We start from the raw sequence: 17,598 nt of genomic DNA on the forward strand, positions 1-17,598 counted from the left end.
CCTCCTTCTCTAACTCGGCTCTTCGTCTGGTCTATCGCTCAGGTAGCGGGCGCGTCGATCAGTCGAATTGCGGATTCTCAGTCCGCGAACGTTTCAGTTCAAAGAACTGTGGGAAGTCGGCCATGAGGATGGCGCCGTCAAAAATGCGGCCCGCTTCCTCACCGCGCGGAATGCGCGTCAGGACCGGACCAAAGAACGCGGTGCCGTTGAACGCTACAACTGGCGTACCCACCTCATCACCGACCTTGTCGATAGCTTCCTGGTGTGATGCCCTCAGCTGTGCGTCATAATCTTTGGAGACTCCATATCCGGCAAGCTCAGCCGGCAATCCGGTTTCAGCCAGAGATTCCGCGATGACCGTCTCATAGTCACGATTGCCATCCTGATGGATTCTGGTGCCCATGGCATCGTAGAGGCGCTTGACGTGCTCCTGGCCATGTAGCTCCCGCGCAGCAGTTATCACGCGCACGGGGCTCCAGGCCTTGTCCATACTTTCGCGATAGTCAGCCGGGAGGTCTCGTCCTTCATTGAGGATACTCAGACTCATGACATGCCATTGGACGGCGATGTCACGGACTTGTTCAACCTCATCGATCCATCTCGACGTAATCCACGCAAAAGGACAGGTGGGATCGAACCAAAAATCGGCTGGTGTGGCAGTTGGTGATTCAGTCACTGATTTACCTCCTGGATTGAAAAGATTGTCAGATATTAGAACCCCGTTGCTAGGCCGATTTGTTCCTTCGTTTGGCAACAACATCATGGGAGATCAGGGTTGGCTCCGTTTGATGAAGAACCGTTTCTCCCGTAATCACCACCGAGGCAACGTCGTCTCGGCTGGGGAGGTCGAACATGACAGGTAGAAGCACCTCTTCCAAAATCGCGCGCAGTCCACGTGCGCCGGTCCCCCGGGCCAGTGCCTGCTCCGCAATAGCATGAAGCGCGTCCGGCTTGAATACCAGTTCAACGCCGTCCAGAGCAAACATTTTTTGGTACTGCTTGATCAACGCGTTCTTAGGCTCCGTGAGGATTTGGATCAGTGCTTCCTGATCCAAATGGTTGACCGTGGTGATGACGGGCAAGCGGCCGATGAACTCTGGGATCAACCCAAATTTGAGCAGATCCTCCGGCATGACATCTCCGTAGGATACGTCGTCGTTTTTAAGTGAACTCAGTGGTGCACCAAACCCGATCCCTTTTCGACCAGCCCGAGAACCAATAATCTCCTCAAGCCCAGCAAATGCGCCTGCGACGATGAACAAAACATTGGTCGTATCGATTTGGATGAACTCCTGGTGCGGATGCTTCCGACCACCTTGGGGAGGAACCGACGCAACAGTTCCCTCGAGGATCTTCAGCAGAGCCTGCTGTACACCCTCACCAGATACGTCACGCGTAATCGACGGATTCTCACTCTTGCGTGAAATTTTGTCGATTTCATCGATGTAGATAATGCCCTGTTCGGCCTTCTTGATGTCGTAATCCGCTGCCTGAATGAGCTTCAGAAGGATATTCTCGACGTCTTCACCGACATAACCTGCCTCAGTCAAGGCAGTGGCGTCGGCGACGGCAAAAGGAACGTTTAGACGACGCGCAAGCGTCTGTGCCAGATATGTTTTGCCACACCCGGTGGGGCCAACGAGCAAAATGTTGGACTTGGCGATCTCCACTTCCTCCGCCGGCGCATGATCCGTGAACGTTTCAGCGGTCTTGGGCGCGTGTCCGGACTGGATGCGCTTGTAGTGGTTATAGACGGCTACAGCCAGTGACCGTTTAGCTGGTTCTTGGCCAATGACGTATTCCTGCAGAAAATCAAAGATCTCTTTAGGCTTGGGCAACTCAAAAGTGCCAAGGTCCGCTACTTCCGACAACTCTTCTTCGATGATCTCGTTGCAGAGTTCTATGCACTCATCACAGATGTACACGCCGGGGCCAGCTATGAGCTTCCGAACCTGTTTCTGGCTCTTGCCGCAGAAGGAGCACTTCAGCAGATCCGTGCTCTCACCAATGCGCGCCATATTCAGTCCCCTAACGTGATTTCACCATTGCCGGACGGCGTCGTTGAACAACACCACTCTAGGTCACATGGCGCTGCAATTCACTGACCGCAATGCCTGTTCGGTCAGGTTTACCTGCGCCGCAGGCGCGATCGGTTCCTAAGGCTTGTTGATCTTCGGCGGCGTCACTTTACGGGACGTCAACACTTCGTCCACCAAACCATATTCCGTGGCTTCCGCGGCTGTCAGAATTTTGTCACGCTCGATGTCCCTGTTGACCTGTTCCGACGTCTTGCCACTGTGAAGGGCCAGAGTATCTTCCAGCCAGGCACGCATGCGCATGACCTCGGCGGCCTGGATCTCCAGATCCGATGCCTGCCCCTGTCCGCCGCCACCCAATGCAGGCTGGTGGATGAGAACCCGGGCGTTGGGCAATGCTAGCCGCTTGCCCGGAGCTCCAGCGGCGAGCAGCACTGCTGCGGCACTCGCGGCTTGACCAAGGCATACGGTCTGTACCTCTGGCCTGATGAACTGCATGGTGTCGTAGATGGCGGTCATTGCCGTGAACGACCCACCAGGTGAGTTGATATAAAGGGTTATGTCGCGCTCAGGATCCGTTGATTCCAGCACCAGGAGCTGCGCCATGATGTCATCGGCTGAAGCGTCGTCCACCTGCACACCAAGGAAAATAATGCGGTCCTCGAACAGCTTGGTGTACGGGTCCTGGCGTTTGAAGCCATAGGGCGTCCGCTCTTCGAACTGCGGCAGGATGTACCGGTCGTTTGGCATCTGAGGTGCGTGGCCGCCGGCGGCGGTCCCAAAATTGAAGTTCACTGTCTCTCCTACATAAGTCTGAACTGGGGAAAGTTCCGGTGGGTTTAGCTGCGGCTCGTCCCGCCACCGCCGGAAACATTGCCGGCATATGCGGAAATCTGGTCGAAGAAGCCATATTCAAGGCCTTCCTTCGCCGTGAACCACTTGTCGCGGTCGTTATCGCGCAGGATCGTCTCAATGCTCTGACCGGTCTGCTCAGCGGTCAACTCAGCCATGACCTGCTTCATATGCAGGATCAATTCTGCCTGAATACGAATATCCGAAGCTGTACCCCCGATACCGCCTGACGGCTGGTGCATCAGGATGCGTGCGTGCGGAGTTGCGTAACGCTTGCCTTTAGCCCCGGATGACAGAAGGAACTGACCCATAGATGCGGCAAGCCCCGTTGCAACGGTGACAACGTCGTTCGGGATGAACTGCATGGTGTCGTAAATCGCCATGCCCGCGGTAACAGATCCACCAGGCGAATTGATGTACAGGTAGATGTCCTTCTCGGGGTCCTCAGCGGACAGCAACAATAGCTGTGAGCAGATGGCGTTCGCGTTTTCGTCGCGGACTTCTGAACCGAGCCAGATGATGCGCTCTTTGAGGAGCCGATTGTAGATATAGTCATCCCTGCTTGCGGGATCAACTGTTGCCATTCGCGGTGTGGTGGGTTCGTTTGCCATGATCTCTGACCTCTCGTTGGACCAGTACGAAACTTTTCTCACTCTGGACACTAACCTGTTTCAAACGTCGTCGTGCGTCCAACTCGACGCTGTTCGCTGTTGGCGCACGATGGAGCACGGCCACAGCTCATCGCCTTCTCGGTGCGCATAAAATTTGGAACTCTCAAGCGGAAAAATAAAGCCGCCACCCCGATAAGGATGGCGGCTCTACCGATGTTTGATCAGGACTTGGCTGAGGTCTCGTCTGTTACCTCAGCTGTCTCTGCCCGCTCAGCCTCCGACACAACCTCGGCCTCGGCCGCTGTATCTTCGACTTCTTCTTCTTCCTCTGCAGGACGAACGAAGTCGCTGAGGTCAACAGTGTTGCCCTCAGTGTCCGTTACGACTGCCAGTTCAAGGACCTTAGCCAATGCCTTACGGCGGCGTACTTCACCGACCATCATGGGAACTTGACCACTCTGATCGATGATCTGTGCAAACTGGTTGGGTTCCATACCGTACTGGCTGGCGGTGGTCACGATGTAGTCGATCAGCTCGTTCTGACTGACGCCAACTTCTTCCTTATCCGCGATGGTGTCGAGAATGACTTCGTTGCGGAAGGCACGTTCAGTGTTGCTGCGAATTTCCGCACGGTGCTCTTCGGAGTCGTGATCTTCGCCAGACCGCTCGTTGGCTTCGTCGCTGAAGTGCTGTTCGAGCTGCTCGTCGATGACTGACTCCGGTACAGACACCTCGATCATCTCGACGAGCTTGTCCAGTACCTTGTCGCGGGCCTCGACGCCCTGTTCTACGACCTTGCCTTCTGCAGCCTGCTTGGCGAGATCCTCGCGGAGCTCAGCGATAGTGTCGAATTCGCTGGCGAGCTGGGCGAAGTCGTCGTCGGCTTCGGGCAGTTTGCGCTCCTTGACCGCCTTCACCTCGACCGACACCTGGGCGACCTTGCCTTCGTGGTCCCCACCGGCCAAGGTGCTTTCAAAGATCGCGGATTCGCCGGCGCTCAGACCGGTGATGGCCTCGTCCATGCCTTCCAGCATGGTCCCGGCTCCTACCTGGTAGGAGAGGTCTGTGGCCGAGTCAACAACTTCATCCTCAACCTTTGCCGTGAGGTCCAGTGTCACGAAGTCGTCCTGGTCGGCAGGGCGTTCAACGGCGGTCAACGTGCCAAACCGACCGCGCAGATCGTCGAGGGCCTTATCGACGTCGCCCTCAGACGCTTCAGTGGCCTCGACGGTGACCTCCAGACCGGAATACTCGGGCAGTTCGATCTCGGGGCGGACGTCCAGCTCTACGGTGAACGCGAGCTGGCCCTTGTTCTCTGCAGGGTCCGGTACCTCATTGACCTCTACCTCGGGACGGCTCAGAGGACGAATGCCCGTTTCCTGAACAGCTGCCTGGTAGAACCCGTTGAGACCTTCATTAATAGCGGTCTCGATGACGTAGCCGCGACCAACACGCTGATCAATGAGGCGGCTGGGCACCTTTCCCTTGCGGAAGCCCGGAACCTGAATCTGGCTGGCGATCGTCTTGTAAGCCTCATCGATGCTCGGCTGCAATTCCTCAAGTGGAACCTCGACGTTGAGCTTGACCCGGGTGGGAGTGAGGTTGTCGACAGCGCTCTTCACAGCGTAGTACTCCTGAAATGATTGGGATTGGGACTGGTCCGTCAAGACACAGAGTCGGGGTGACAGGATTTGAACCTGCGACTTCCTGCTCCCAAAGCAGGCGCTCTCGCCAAGCTGAGCTACACCCCGATAGTGCAGTTGATAGCCTATCGGCAATGGTTACCCAGATACAATTCGTGGTGGCATAAACCCGAAAGTTGGGGCCGCGCCGGAGGACCTCACCATCGCCAATTCGGTCCTCACCAGAGCGCATAAGCGATGGATTTCCGGCTGATTCCCGATCCGCCCACCGGACGTGCTAATCTAATTTCTGCCTTCGGGCACCGGGGACGTAGCTCAATGGTAGAGCCTCAGTTTTCCAAACTGATCACGCGGGTTCGATTCCCGTCGTCCCCTCCATACGAGATCACCCCGCACCGCCTAATTCATAGGTGTGCGGGGTGATCTGTCGGTTAAGAGGTGACTTCAAGGCGAGTTTGCCCAACATTTGGGCGTGCGCAGGTGACGCCCAACGATCAGGACTGACAGTCCGGGCACCAGTACAACTTGCGGGCCGCCAACTCTGACACCAGGACTTTTGCATTACAGACCCTGCATTGCTTGCCCGCACGCCGGTAGACGTAGTGTGCTTCCTCAGGCGTCGCCACGCCTCCACCCCATATCAGCGGATCAGTTGTCACTATCCGTCCATTACGTACACCGTTAAGCATCGCAGCTACCGCTTCGCTCCACAGGGCCTGGACGTCGGTCGTTGACAGTTCACGTCCAGGGGTCTGCGGATTCAACCGCCGCCGAAAGAGGACTTCCGCCCGGTAAACGTTACCGACGCCAGCAATCACTGACTGGTTCATCAGCAAGGCGGCGATAGGAGTTCTGCTTCGGCGCACCCTGGCGGTGAAGGCCTCTGGATCGGCATGGGGATCCAATGGATCTGGGCCGAGTTTTGACTCAATCATGGCGCTCTCGCCGGAGGTAAGGACCTCGCAGGCTGTGGGCCCACGCAGATCTGCCCATCCGTGTGATGCCACGAGCCGGACACGCACCGCTCCAACGGGCGTAGGAGGGCCCGCATATGTGAGCTCCTCACCGTCGTCGGACGTCTCCTGCTCCCCCACCCTCCGCGGCGCGCCGATGCTGGAGGCACCCCTGAATGTATCGTCGCCGCCGAAGCTCCAGGCGCCGTACAAACCCAGATGGACCCGCAGCTCCAGGTCGTTGTCGAACGTCAAGAACAACTGTTTACCGTGTGCCCGAGAGCCAACCAGGGTTTGGCCATCAATTCGGCGGGCGCCAGCGGCAAACCGTCCCTGGGGACTGCTGATGGAGAGCCTTTCGCCCACGAAGACAGAGCCGAACTGGCGTGCCAGTCGGTGAACAGAATGGCCTTCAGGCACAGACTTACTCCGCTACCTGTCCGGTCATCTCGAATTCCGCTATCTGCTCAATGCGTCGTTCGTGCCTCTCATCACCGCTGAACGGCTCGGCGAGGAACACGTCCACAAGCGTCGTCGCCTCCCCGAGGCTATGCTGGCGTCCACCGAGCGCCGCGACATTCGCGTCATTGTGCTGGCGTGCCAATCTGGCCGTATCCGTGCTCCAGATCAACGCGGCACGAATACCGCAGACCTTATTCGCCGCGATCTGTTCGCCGTTGCCCGACCCGCCGAGAACAATGCCTAGTGCGTACAGACCCGCTTCGATGTCCCCGGCTACAGCCTTCGCTGCGTTGATGCAAAAGCGCGGGTAGTCATCTTGCGGATCGTAACTCTGGGGACCATGGTCATGGACGTCGTGACCGGCGGCGCGAAGATGCGAGATGAGGTGGGAACTGAGTTCCATGCCTGCGTGATCGGTTGCAATGTGTACGCGCATCAACATGGTCCTTTGCGTTCAGTGGGAGGCATCGCCTAAAGCCTACCGACCCGCGGCGTATCCCTGCATTCCACGCGGGTTCGCCGCGGCAAAAAGAACACCATCCTCATCCCTGCCGACAGCGCAGAGCCTGCCCAGAGACCAATCCCCTGCCCTGGTGATCCTGTGTCCACGGCTGGCTAGTTCAGATACACATTCAAGTCCAAGCCTGTCCTCTACGACCAGTCCTGCGGGCTCCCATGTCCGGGGCCAAAATGAAGCTGCCAACGACGTCGTGTGGAAGGCGGGCGCGTCGATCGCTTCCTGAGGCGTGTATCCACCGACCAGACGACGCAATAGGTACAGCAGCTGCCACTGTTCTTGTTGATCACCGCCCGGAGAGCCCAGTGCTTCAACGACGCGTCCATCACGACTGACCAGAGTAGGCGTCAGGGTAGTTCGCGGGCGTCTGCCGGGACGTAGCGCCGACGGTGCTGATTCGTCGAGCCAGGTCATCTGAAGGCGGGTGCCCAGGCAAAAGCCCAATTCTGGAATCGCTGGCGAAGATTGCAGCCAACCTCCTGACGGCGTGGCGGCGATCATATTTCCCCACTGGTCCACCACGTCAAGGTGGCACGTATCGCCCCTCGTCTGCCCGTGGTCACCCACTGTCGGTTCGCCGACCGCCGCGCCACCGGCCGCGTCACCCCGGGATTCGTTCCACTCCTCCAGCGTGATCAGTGGGGGAACATACGCCTCACATCCGTCGATCCTCCCAGGACGAAATTCCTCAGAGGCAACTTCGCCAATGAGCGTCCGCCGCTGTGCCGCATAGTCCGGGGACAAGAGTGTTTCGAGAGGGACCGCGTTGGGATCCGCAGGATCGCCATAGAACGCATCTCGGTCCGCCATCGCCAGCTTCAATGCCTCGGTAATAGTATGCGCACCCAACGCCGTTGCCGGGTCCAACTGAGAGTCCTTAAAACCATCGAGAATCGCCAGCGTTTGCAGCAAGACCGGCCCCTGCCCCCACGGTCCGGTTTTCGAAATCTCATACCCCCGAAAATTCAAGGTCGCTGGTTCCTCCCAGCGGGCGGAAAAGGATCCGACGTCGGTGGCCGTTATCACCCCGGCATGATCGGTTCCGCTGGAGTGGCGATGAACGCGGGCAGCACTGGCCCCTATCGCGTCCGCAACGAACCCATGAGCCCACGCTCTGCGGGCTGCATCAATCCGGTGGGACCGCGTCGGTTTGCCGTCGCCAGCTTCGATAAGGCGCTCGAGCGTGTCTGCGTAGCGGGGGTTGGTGATGAGCTCCCCCGGCTGTGGAAGCCGGCCCTGAGGCATCCACAACTGTGCGGAATCGGGCCAGTGCCCAGTAAATAAGTCCTCAACCGCAGCTATGGTCCGGCATACTCGTTCCAGCACAGGGTGACCATGGCGCGCGTAGTGGATCGCGTAGGAGAGCACCTCCCGCAGTTCCATAGTCCCCCGGTCCGCCAATAGCAGGAGCCAGGCATCCACGGCGCCGGGGACAGCTGCAGCCAGAGCACCGGAACCGGGAACGGCGTCGAGCCCCTCAGAGAGGTAGTGCTCGATGGTGGCGCCGGCAGGAGCGGGGCCCTGTCCCATGAGCACCCTCGTACCACCACTTTCGGTGGATACCAGTGTGGACATGTCTCCGCCCGGACCGTTGAGGTGCGGCTCCACCACGTGGAGCACGAAACCGCCAGCCACGGCGGCGTCGAACGCATTTCCCCCGCGCTCCAGAACGCTTTGAGCGGCGGCGCTGGCAAGCCAGTGCGTACTCGAAACCATCCCGAACGTCCCGCGGAGGGTAGGGCGAGTCGTGAATTCGGAGGGTTGCTTGAAGGATAAATTCATGGAGGTGATCCTACGCGACCAGCACCTCAAGTGGTGGAGAAGTGCCAGAACCGCGTAACGTAGCTCACGCCGCCGGGGAGCGGTCCGTGACCACCCATCACTCACTACTGGAGGCATTACCTTGCCAGGAATGAACCTGACGCGCACCGAAGCCCAGGAGCGCGCCAACCTGCTCAACGTCGAATCTTACGATGTGTTCCTTGACCTCACTCGGGGTGACACGATCTTCGGATCCACTACCGTCGTGCGGTTTTCCGCATCAACGGGAGCCTCCACTTTCATCGACGCGGTGACCAGTGCTGTTCACCGCGTGACGCTCAACGGCGTGGAGCTGGACCCCGCGGACGTGTCCGACGGCGTTCGCATCAGGCTTGATAACCTTGCATCATCCAACGAGCTCGTTGTCGAAGCCGACGGAATGTACATGAACACCGGCGAAGGGCTCCACCGTTTTGTGGACCCAGTAGATAACGAGGTCTATCTCTACAGCCAATTCGAGGTCCCGGACTCCCGGCGCATGTTCGCCGTCTTCGAACAGCCTGATCTCAAGGCAACGTTCCGGTTCCAGGTGACAGCTCCCTCGTACTGGGATGTGATCTCCAATTCGCCTACCCCCCACCCTGTCGACGCAGGAAGTATCGACGGCGGCGAGAGCAGGTCAACGTGGTCATTCGAGCCCACACCTGTGTTGTCGTCCTACGTCACCGCGCTCATCGCCGGGCCCTATCAGGCAGTTCGCAGCGAGCTGACCAGTTCAGACGGCCGAATCATTCCCCTGGGAATCTTCGCCCGCAAGTCGCTGATGGAGCACCTCGACGCACAGAATATCTTCGACCTCACGCGGCAGGGTTTTGAGTTCTACGAAAAGCAGTTCGGCACGCCGTATCCGTTCTCGAAGTACGACCAGTTGTTTGTGCCTGAGTTCAATGCCGGTGCCATGGAAAATGCCGGGGCGGTCACGTTCCTGGAGAGCTACATTTTCCGGTCCCGCGTGACGGACGCCATGGTGGAGCGCAGGGCTATCACCATCCTCCACGAGCTGGCGCACATGTGGTTCGGTGACCTCGTCACTATGCGCTGGTGGAATGACCTCTGGCTCAATGAGTCGTTCGCGGAATTCATGTCTGCTCTCGCTGCTGCGGAAAATACCGAGTGGAAGCAAGCGTGGACAACCTTTGCTTCCATGGAGAAAGCGTGGGCATACCGGCAGGACCAGTTGCCCTCCACGCACCCGATTGTCGCGCCCATCAATGACCTCGAGGATGTTCAGGTCAATTTTGATGGCATCACCTACGCCAAAGGCGCTTCCGTTCTCAAACAGCTCGTCGCCTGGGTAGGTCAGGAAGAATTCATGTCAGGAGTTCGTGAATATTTCGGAAAGCACTCTTGGAAGAATACTGAGCTGGTGGATCTGCTCTCCGAGCTCGAAGCCGCCAGCGGCCGGGACCTGAAGGAATGGTCTTCGCTCTGGCTTGAGACTGCCGGGGTGAATACGCTTCGCCCCGAAATCGAAACGGACGACGACGGCGTCATCACGTCATTTGCCGTTCTTCAGAGCGCTGTCGAGAAGTTCCCAACACTTCGGCCGCACCGGCTCGGCGTCGGTTTCTACGACCTCACCGACGAGGGCAAGCTGGAGCGCAGCCACAGGGTAGAACTCGATGTCCACGGCGATCGCACAGAGGTTCCGGACCTTATCGGCATGAGGAAGCCCAGCATTGTTCTGCTCAATGATGATGACCTCGCGTACGCAAAAATTCGTCTGGATGCCGGATCCCAGCGCACAGTCACGCGTCATCTCAAGGACTTCACCGAGTCCCTGCCGCGGACCCTGGTGTGGGCTTCGGCGTGGGATGCAGCACGCGACGGCGAGACACCTGCCCGTGACTATGTGGAACTGATCCTGCAGAACGTCGGTTCGGAATCGGATTCATCCGTGGTGCTGGTGCTGCTCGGGCAGCTCGCCACTACTTTGACGTACTACGTCAATCCGGATGATCAGACGGCCATGGGTGTTGCTGCCGCTGACAGTCTGTGGGCTCTGGCCCAAGAGGCGGTGGCGGAATCTGACTCCCAACTCCAGTTCGTCAAGGCCTATTCACGCCATGCGAAGACCGAAGAACAGCTGGACGTCATTGAAGGTCTCCTCACCGGCAATCGGGAACTTGCCGGGCTCAGTGTGGACGCAGATCTCCGGTGGGAATTGCTCACCTCGTTGGTAGTGGGCGGTCGCTACGGCCAGGACCACATCGACGCCGAATTCGCCCAGGATTCCACCGCAACAGGTCAGCTCGCAGCAGCCCAGGCCAAGGCCGCTATTGCCACGCCTGAGGCCAAGGCCGCCGCATGGGAGTCCATCGTGGTGAGCACGGATATGCCCAATGCCGCCCAGCGTTCTGCAATCGCAGGGTTTTCTCGTGTCCATGACCAGACTCTTCTGGAACCGTATGCCGGAAAATACTTCGAGGCCGCGCAGCAGGTGTGGAGGGACCGTACTCACGAAATTGCTCAGCAGATCATCGTGGGACTTTACCCCTCGCGTTTGACGTCCACTGGAACGCTGGAACTGACGGACCGCTTCATCGAGAATCTTGGGCAAGAGAGCCCTTCACTTCGCCGTCTTGTGGTGGAAAGCCGGGACGGAATCGTCCGAGCGCTGAAGGCACAGTCCGCCGATATCTAACCGGCCAATGTGCTCAAGGTGCCGTCGACCGGTATGGTTGGCGGCACCTTTGATTTAGGCAGGAAATTCTCATGGATCTTTCGCAGCACCATTATCAGGTTCAGGTTCAGTGGACGGGCAACCGTGGCACAGGAACCTCTTCATACCGGGCCTACGGGCGCGATCACGTCATCCGTGGCGATGGCCTGCCGGACCTCGCGGGCACAGCAGATCCAACGTTCCATGGCGACCGCGACCGATGGAATCCGGAACAACTGCTTCTTGCAGCTCTTTCGCAGTGCCACATGTTGTCCTACCTCCATCTCGCGGTTAAGAGCGGCATTACCGTCACCAGCTATTCTGACGCCGCAGAAGGAACGTTGCAGCTCGACCGCGATGGCAGCGGACAGTTCACTGACGTGGTGCTGCATCCACACGTTGTGGTCCTTGACAAAGCACACGCAGGAGACGCACAGACACTCCACGTTCCAGCCAATCGTGTGTGCTTCATCGCCAGAAGCGTGAACTTTCCCGTCCACCACCAACCCAAGACAGGTGTTGAGTAGGTTTTGACTATGGAAACCGACAACTTCTACGAGGCCATCGGCGGTCACCCAACGTTCGTGAAACTCATAGATGTCTTTTATGACGGCGTTGCCCATGATGAAGTTCTGCGTCCCATGTATCCCGAGGAAGACCTCGAACCGGCAAAGGAACGCTTCCTCATGTTTCTGGAGCAATATTGGGGCGGCCCAAAAACTTACAGTGAGACCAGAGGCCACCCTCGCCTGAGAATGCGTCATGGGCCTTTTCAGGTGACACCACTTGCTCGGGACCAATGGTTGTTGCACATGAGAACCGCCGTTGATTCCCTCGAGCTCCCACCGCTTTACGAAGCGACACTCTGGGACTACCTAGACCGCGCCGCGCACTCCCTCGTCAACTCGGCTTGACCGAAGCCGTCACAATCAGCGCTCAGGCAAAGCCGCAGGACGCCGCACCAAAACGTGGCCACGGCGACTGGTTAGCCGCAGCCATCTACCCGTTTCCAACACGACGGCGGGTTCTTCCGGATCGAGGAACCCAAGCGTATACGCAGCAAAGGCGGCGCCGGCAGGTAGCGATCCAGGAGCACCCTCAATAGGCGATCCCCACACCGCGCTGCGGACGCTGCTGAGAACTGGGGAGCCCGGATTCTCCGGAAGCGCTTGAGCAACTTCTCGCACTCCGTCGCGGGCCGCCGATTCAAGAGACGCAGCCGTCATATCGCCGCGACGTTCCCACCCTGTACGAGGTGCAGCGATGCCCGTCCACGCCTCCTGAACGGTGACCGAGGGAACTGGTATCCTCATGTCACGAGGTCCTAGACGAGCCAAGCGGTCGGCCATGGAAGCCAAAGAAACCGTCCGGTCAATAGTGAGTGCACGTTGGAGCGGCATGGTCCGCAGTCCCATAATCGTGGGCGCGTCCTGCCCCAGAAACGAAGGTTTCACTACGCACACATACGCGGCAAGTACCTTCCCTGTAGCTACCAGCCGCACCGCACCGTCATCGACCGTTCTACTGCGAGTAATGAAGGTGTTCAGATCCGCGGTCACTTGAGGATCAGGGAACTCCAACTCGTCTGTTTCAGAAGCTGCTTCACGACTCATACTTTCCATCGTCCCAGACTGCCGAGCCGTGCTGCACCACACATAAGGAGCCCACGTATTGGAAGGTAGTGCCACGTACGTTTAGGGTCATAACATGCCTGCAGATGAATATCCGGATCCCACGACCTCGCTTCTTGAGCTGTTGAACCTCAGTGATGCAGACAGCGCGCACACGGACGAAGAGATTTTCGTAGGGGCTCGGCGCAGCCAACCCAATCAGCGCGTATTCGGCGGTCAGGTCCTCGGACAAGCGCTCATAGCCGCCATGCGCACCGTGGATGAACGCCCCATACATTCAATGCACGGCTACTTCCTTCGGCCAGGTGACCCCGATCAGCCCATCACGTTCGGGGTGCAGAGGCTTCGCGATGGCCGTTCATTTTCGGCCAGGCGCACGCACGCCTACCAAAATGGTGTGCCCATTCTTTCGCTGATCGCATCCTTTCAGGTGGACGACGTCGGCCTGGAACACTTCGAGCCCATGCCTCAAGGCATGCCAGACCCCGAGTCACTTCCGAGCACCGCCGAACTCTTGGGTAAATTCGACCATCCGGTCGCGCGGGCATGGGCGTTCGAGCGCCCATTCGACATCCGCCATATAACTCCGGCCCTGTACGTCCAGTCCAAGGGCAAGCCCACGGCGACCAACGCCGTCTGGATGAAGACAACCGCTCCTATGCCCGCAGACCAGAGCCTTCATCGTGCTGCTTTGGCTTTTGCCAGCGATTACACCCTGCTGGAACCGATCCTGCGCAGACACGGCATGAGCTGGGTAGCTCCGGGAATGAGCGTTGCGAGTCTGGATCACGCCATGTGGTGGCACCGCCCCGTTAGAGTTGACGAGTGGTTACTGTACGTTCAGCAATCGCCGAGTGCTTCGGGAGCTCGTGGTCTTGCTCAGGGCAGGATCTATAGTCAGGATGGGCTGCTTGTCGCTTCGGTGGCGCAGGAGGGAATGATTCGTGTCCCGCGCGATGGGAAGAGCAAAGTCATCGGGGCACTGCAGAAGCAAGTCATGGCCCAGAAGCTGCGACGGATGGCCTCCCAGAAATAGGCGAGGCCACCCTCTAGCGCCGGCCCCCTTCTTCTGGGATGACATCGATGCCTGAGGATGACCTCCGCGGTACTGAGTTCTATTAGCCCCGCGTCAACCGGCGGTGAGTAACGCGGTGGGGTTTCGCCGCATCTGCCCCCAGGCGTTCCACCTTGTTCTGCTCGTATGAATCGAAGTTGCCTTCAAACCAGTACCAGTTCGCCGGGTTCTCTTCCGTGCCCTCGTAGGAGAGAATGTGCGTTGCCACCCGGTCCAGAAACCAGCGGTCGTGCGATACAACGACGGCGCACCCCGGGAATTCGAGCAGTGCGTTCTCCAGACTCGACAGCGTTTCGACGTCGAGGTCGTTGGTCGGTTCGTCGAGCAGAAGGAGATTGCCGCCCTGTTTGAGAGTCATGGCCAGGTTCAGTCGGTTTCGCTCACCACCAGAGAGCACTCCCGACTTCTTCTGCTGGTCCGGGCCCTTGAAGCCGAAAGCCGACACGTAGGCACGTGAGGGCATCTCAACGTTTCCAACCTGGATGTAATCCAGGCCATCTGAGACGGTCTCCCATACGGACTTGTTTTCATCGAGCCCACCGCGGGACTGATCCACGTAGGAGATCTTAACTGAATCTCCGATTTTCAGCTCCCCGTCATCGAGTGGTTCCATCCCGACAATGGTCTTGAACAATGTAGTCTTTCCGACGCCATTCGGGCCGATCACGCCCACGATGCCGTTGCGCGGAAGCGTGAAGGACAGGCCGTCGATCAGGACACGGTCGCCATAACCCTTTTTAACGTTGTCGGCTTCGATGACCAAGTTGCCAAGGCGCGGTCCCGGCGGAATCTGGATCTCTTCGAAATCGAGCTTGCGGGTGCGCTCCGCTTCAGCTGCCATTTCCTCGTAGCGCCCCAGGCGAGCCTTGGACTTTGTTTGCCGTCCCTTGGCGTTAGAACGAACCCATTCGAGTTCTTCCGAAAGACGCTTGGCCATCTTGGCGTCCTTCTTGCCCTGGACTTCCAGACGAGCGCGCTTCTTCTCCAGATAGGTGGAGTAGTTGCCCTCGTAGGGGTAGAGGTGACCGCGGTCTACTTCCGCAATCCATTGCGCAACGTGGTCAAGGAAGTAGCGATCGTGGGTGACCGCTAGCACGGCACCGTGGTAGGACTTCAGGTGCTGCTCCAGCCACAGGACGCTCTCGGCATCGAGGTGGTTGGTCGGTTCATCAAGGAGTAGCAGATCAGGTTTCTGCAGAAGTAGCTTGCACAGGGCCACGCGGCGTCGTTCGCCACCCGAGAGTACGCTGACATCCGCGTCTCCTGGCGGGCAACGAAGTGCGTCCATGGCTTGCTCGAGCTGGGAATCAATGTCCCAGGCATCAGCAGCATCGATGGCTTCCTGAAGCTTACCCATCTCCTCCAGCAGCACTTCATAGTCCGCATCTGGACTGGCCATTTCCTCAGAGATCATGTTGAACCGCTGAATTTTTTCGTAGATCTCACCAACGCCCTCTTGGACGTTTCCAAGAACCGTTTTCTCTTCATTGAGCGGCGGTTCCTGAAGCAAAATGCCCACAGTGTAACCGGCGCTCAGCTTCGCTTCGCCATTAGATGGCTGGTCGATGCCCGCCATGATCTTGAGAATGGTGGACTTTCCCGCACCATTGGGCCCGACTACACCGATTTTTGCACCGGGGTAGAAAGACATGCTCACGTCATCAAGGATGACTTTATCGCCAACGGCTTTACGGGCCTTGGACATTGTGTAAATAAATTCCGCCATGCCTCTAAGGCTAGTCCGTCAGCAGGAGGAAAACACATTTCATCCAGGTTCGACCGGTCTACCCTACCGTTCGTCTCCGATGAAGCAGAGGCCGCTGTCCAGAACGGGCAGTCTTGTCACCGTGACCTCATTTTCTCGGACCTGAGCAACGACACACCTTCCTTCCACCGGCGCCGCCGCCTCTAGCGCAGCAACAGCTAACCCAGTAGGCGTGGAGTCACGGGATAATTCAATGGCAGCAGGATCAACCCCCGCTGCCTCAAATGCTCCGCTCAGCTGGACCGCCGTTGTGATCCCATCAGCCTTCGCTGTCGATTCCAGTGCCGTCCTCACCTCGTTGACGAGCGCATCAACGGCACGGTCCTGCTCTGAGGCAGGGGAAGGGCCCGGAGTGTTCCCTCCGCTGACAGGGGACTCCCCCGACGGTGCGGATGGCGGCAAAGTCGCTGTATTCGCCGACGGTTCCGTGGAGCATCCGGCAAGAAGAGATAAGGACACCAGGAGCACGACCGCCCTCGCGGCCGCGCTCCTGCCGAAAAGCTGTTGCGGAGTGGTCATCCCCACATTCTTCCATGTCAGAAAGGCGCTTCGGCACCTACCAGCACCGGCTCCTTACCGGCGTCTGCCTCGCCACTGTCGGTCGGCGTGGCGTGCGTGCTGGTCAGTTCCCCGGTCATCGGATCGACGTCCTCCGGCAGGTCGTCGTCGCCGTTGTCAGAAACGTCCCGCGCGGCACGGGACTGATCTTCCTTGTCTGCCGTATGGCGCGTGAATCTGGCGGTACCCCAGGAAAGATCATGGCCCACCGACTCAGCATCGACGTCCACGCTCGTTCCTGACCGGCCGGAAGAGTCAGTCCACGGCCGTACCTTGAGCCGTCCTGTGACTACCACGCGGTCCCCTTTGTTCAGGCTGAACGCCGCATTGGCCGCAAGGTATCGGAACATCGAAACCGTATACCAGTTAGTCTGGCCATCCGACCAGGTTCCCTTATCGCGGTCGTAGCGGCGGTCCGTTGAACATAAACGGAAACTGGCGATCTGCAGGCCGGAGTTCTCGGCCATGTTCAGTCGTACATCCGTGGCCACAAGACCCCGGACGGTAATGGTGTCGCTCATGTCGTTCCTCCCATCAACGCCGGACCTTCCGGCTCTTCCAGTGTTCTTGGGCCAGGGAGGTCACGGAAGGCAACAGTGCCATGTGTGGATAACGCCACTGCGATGAGTCATTGTGGAGGACTAGTGAAGCGGCTCTTGGTGCCGTTGGAAATTGCTAGACTAACTATCGGTCTGAACCGCAGAGCAGTTATTCTGCCTCATACCATGCCTCGGTAGCTCAGCGGATAGAGCAGGAGCCTTCTAATCTCTGTAGGCGAGACGAGGCCAAGCACAGTGAACAGGCTAGTTCCCTTGCAAACAAAGGGAAGTAGGCCCAAGACACCACAAGACTTGACTTTGTAACATTCCCGTGTATTCCCGTATTTACTCCCCCATTCTCAGAATGATGGACAGTAAATGGACAGTTCCAACGTTCCGTCCTTGTCCAAAGTCAGCGACTTGGACGGGCGCCGCAATGCTGCCCCGTGACGTGAGTGGTGGAGAAGCGCAGG

16 protein-coding genes and 2 tRNA genes are annotated in these 17,598 nt (G+C 58.5%); 5 read left to right on the forward strand and 13 right to left on the reverse strand.

Going from position 1 to position 17,598, the window contains the following annotated elements; genetic code table 11:
- Window positions 1-58: 58 nt before the first annotated feature.
- From JOE65_RS09960 to JOE65_RS09985, 6 genes are all read right to left on the reverse strand, one after another.
- Window positions 59-676, reverse strand: a complete 618-nt coding sequence (locus JOE65_RS09960) for a mycothiol-dependent nitroreductase Rv2466c family protein (protein WP_338021608.1) — start codon at window positions 674-676, stop codon at window positions 59-61.
- A gap of 49 nt (window positions 677-725) precedes the next feature.
- On the reverse strand, window positions 726-2,018 hold the full coding sequence (clpX, locus tag JOE65_RS09965; protein WP_205163025.1) for an ATP-dependent Clp protease ATP-binding subunit ClpX: 1,293 nt from the start codon (window positions 2,016-2,018) through the stop codon (window positions 726-728).
- 138 nt (window positions 2,019-2,156) lie between these two features.
- On the reverse strand, window positions 2,157-2,831 hold the full coding sequence (locus JOE65_RS09970; protein WP_338021609.1) for an ATP-dependent Clp protease proteolytic subunit: 675 nt from the start codon (window positions 2,829-2,831) through the stop codon (window positions 2,157-2,159).
- A 44-nt stretch (window positions 2,832-2,875) separates the two neighbouring features.
- Window positions 2,876-3,472, reverse strand: coding sequence for an ATP-dependent Clp protease proteolytic subunit (locus JOE65_RS09975; RefSeq protein WP_205164141.1), 597 nt, complete (start codon window positions 3,470-3,472; stop codon window positions 2,876-2,878).
- Between the two features lie 248 nt (window positions 3,473-3,720).
- Complete coding sequence (tig, locus tag JOE65_RS09980; protein ID WP_205163026.1) at window positions 3,721-5,121, reverse strand: trigger factor; 1,401 nt, start codon at window positions 5,119-5,121, stop codon at window positions 3,721-3,723.
- Between the two features lie 54 nt (window positions 5,122-5,175).
- Window positions 5,176-5,250, reverse strand: a tRNA-Pro gene (locus tag JOE65_RS09985).
- Window positions 5,251-5,446: 196 nt separating this feature from the next.
- Between JOE65_RS09985 and JOE65_RS09990 the strand changes: the two genes are divergently transcribed.
- Window positions 5,447-5,520: transfer RNA gene (locus JOE65_RS09990), tRNA-Gly, on the forward strand.
- A 116-nt stretch (window positions 5,521-5,636) separates the two neighbouring features.
- On the opposite strand, the gene JOE65_RS09995 is transcribed toward JOE65_RS09990, so the two are convergent.
- Genes JOE65_RS09995 through JOE65_RS10005 form a run of 3 tightly spaced genes read right to left on the reverse strand, consistent with a single transcriptional unit; the run spans window position 5,637 to window position 8,856 of the window.
- Window positions 5,637-6,515, reverse strand: coding sequence for an Fpg/Nei family DNA glycosylase (locus tag JOE65_RS09995; RefSeq protein ID WP_205163027.1), 879 nt, complete (start codon window positions 6,513-6,515; stop codon window positions 5,637-5,639).
- Window positions 6,516-6,519: 4 nt separating this feature from the next.
- A complete protein-coding gene (locus tag JOE65_RS10000) occupies window positions 6,520-6,993 on the reverse strand; it encodes a ribose-5-phosphate isomerase (protein WP_205163028.1) in 474 nt (157 codons plus the stop codon).
- A 42-nt stretch (window positions 6,994-7,035) separates the two neighbouring features.
- Window positions 7,036-8,856 carry a gamma-glutamyltransferase family protein gene (locus JOE65_RS10005; RefSeq protein WP_239536685.1) on the reverse strand — a complete coding sequence of 607 codons (1,821 nt, stop codon included), beginning with the start codon at window positions 8,854-8,856 and terminating at the stop codon, window positions 7,036-7,038.
- Between the two features lie 130 nt (window positions 8,857-8,986).
- Between JOE65_RS10005 and pepN the strand changes: the two genes are divergently transcribed.
- The 3 genes from pepN to JOE65_RS10020 all read left to right on the forward strand — a co-directional run bounded on the left by pepN (window position 8,987) and on the right by JOE65_RS10020 (window position 12,471).
- Entirely contained in the window at window positions 8,987-11,539 is a 2,553-nt protein-coding gene (gene pepN / locus JOE65_RS10010; protein ID WP_205163029.1) for an aminopeptidase N, read from the forward strand.
- A gap of 71 nt (window positions 11,540-11,610) precedes the next feature.
- On the forward strand, window positions 11,611-12,084 hold the full coding sequence (locus JOE65_RS10015) for an OsmC family protein (protein ID WP_205163030.1): 474 nt from the start codon (window positions 11,611-11,613) through the stop codon (window positions 12,082-12,084).
- Window positions 12,085-12,093: 9 nt separating this feature from the next.
- Entirely contained in the window at window positions 12,094-12,471 is a 378-nt protein-coding gene (locus tag JOE65_RS10020) for a globin (RefSeq protein WP_205163031.1), read from the forward strand.
- Between the two features lie 15 nt (window positions 12,472-12,486).
- Here JOE65_RS10020 and JOE65_RS10025 read toward each other — a convergent pair whose 3' ends face one another.
- Entirely contained in the window at window positions 12,487-13,170 is a 684-nt protein-coding gene (locus tag JOE65_RS10025) for a DUF8185 domain-containing protein (RefSeq protein ID WP_205163032.1), read from the reverse strand.
- A gap of 94 nt (window positions 13,171-13,264) precedes the next feature.
- On the opposite strand from JOE65_RS10025, the gene JOE65_RS10030 reads away from it, so the two are divergent.
- Window positions 13,265-14,224: an acyl-CoA thioesterase gene (locus JOE65_RS10030; RefSeq protein WP_205163033.1), complete on the forward strand. Its 960-nt coding sequence runs from the start codon at window positions 13,265-13,267 to the stop codon at window positions 14,222-14,224.
- An 82-nt stretch (window positions 14,225-14,306) separates the two neighbouring features.
- Here the strand turns inward: JOE65_RS10030 and ettA are convergent, their stop codons facing one another.
- From ettA to ssb, 3 genes are all read right to left on the reverse strand, one after another.
- Window positions 14,307-15,989: an energy-dependent translational throttle protein EttA gene (gene ettA, locus JOE65_RS10035; RefSeq protein ID WP_205163034.1), complete on the reverse strand. Its 1,683-nt coding sequence runs from the start codon at window positions 15,987-15,989 to the stop codon at window positions 14,307-14,309.
- 63 nt (window positions 15,990-16,052) lie between these two features.
- Window positions 16,053-16,547, reverse strand: coding sequence for a DUF6993 domain-containing protein (locus JOE65_RS10040; RefSeq protein WP_205163035.1), 495 nt, complete (start codon window positions 16,545-16,547; stop codon window positions 16,053-16,055).
- A gap of 17 nt (window positions 16,548-16,564) precedes the next feature.
- Window positions 16,565-17,107 (reverse strand): single-stranded DNA-binding protein, encoded by a 543-nt coding sequence (ssb, locus tag JOE65_RS10045; protein WP_205163036.1) that lies wholly within the window; start codon window positions 17,105-17,107, stop codon window positions 16,565-16,567.
- Between the last annotated feature and the right edge of the window lie 491 nt (window positions 17,108-17,598).

The organism is Arthrobacter roseus (assembly GCF_016907875.1).
GTDB lineage: Bacteria > Actinomycetota > Actinomycetes > Actinomycetales > Micrococcaceae > Arthrobacter_J > Arthrobacter_J roseus.

Bases quoted from the DNA above. Each gene is read 5' to 3' on its own strand.
- clpX (WP_205163025.1), bottom strand. From the start codon at position 2,018: ATGGCGCGCATTGGTGAGAGCACGGATCTGCTGAAGTGCTCCTTCTGC.
- JOE65_RS09975 (WP_205164141.1), bottom strand. From the start codon at position 3,472: ATGGCAACAGTTGATCCCGCAAGCAGGGATGACTATATCTACAATCGG.
- JOE65_RS10000 (WP_205163028.1), bottom strand. From the start codon at position 6,993: ATGCGCGTACACATTGCAACCGATCACGCAGGCATGGAACTCAGTTCC.
- JOE65_RS10005 (WP_239536685.1), bottom strand. From the start codon at position 8,856: ATGAATTTATCCTTCAAGCAACCCTCCGAATTCACGACTCGCCCTACC.
- pepN (WP_205163029.1), top strand. From the start codon at position 8,987: ATGAACCTGACGCGCACCGAAGCCCAGGAGCGCGCCAACCTGCTCAAC.
- JOE65_RS10015 (WP_205163030.1), top strand. From the start codon at position 11,611: ATGGATCTTTCGCAGCACCATTATCAGGTTCAGGTTCAGTGGACGGGC.
- JOE65_RS10020 (WP_205163031.1), top strand. From the start codon at position 12,094: ATGGAAACCGACAACTTCTACGAGGCCATCGGCGGTCACCCAACGTTC.
- JOE65_RS10025 (WP_205163032.1), bottom strand. From the start codon at position 13,170: ATGAGTCGTGAAGCAGCTTCTGAAACAGACGAGTTGGAGTTCCCTGAT.
- JOE65_RS10030 (WP_205163033.1), top strand. From the start codon at position 13,265: ATGCCTGCAGATGAATATCCGGATCCCACGACCTCGCTTCTTGAGCTG.
- ettA (WP_205163034.1), bottom strand. From the start codon at position 15,989: ATGGCGGAATTTATTTACACAATGTCCAAGGCCCGTAAAGCCGTTGGC.
- JOE65_RS10040 (WP_205163035.1), bottom strand. From the start codon at position 16,547: ATGACCACTCCGCAACAGCTTTTCGGCAGGAGCGCGGCCGCGAGGGCG.
- ssb (WP_205163036.1), bottom strand. From the start codon at position 17,107: ATGAGCGACACCATTACCGTCCGGGGTCTTGTGGCCACGGATGTACGA.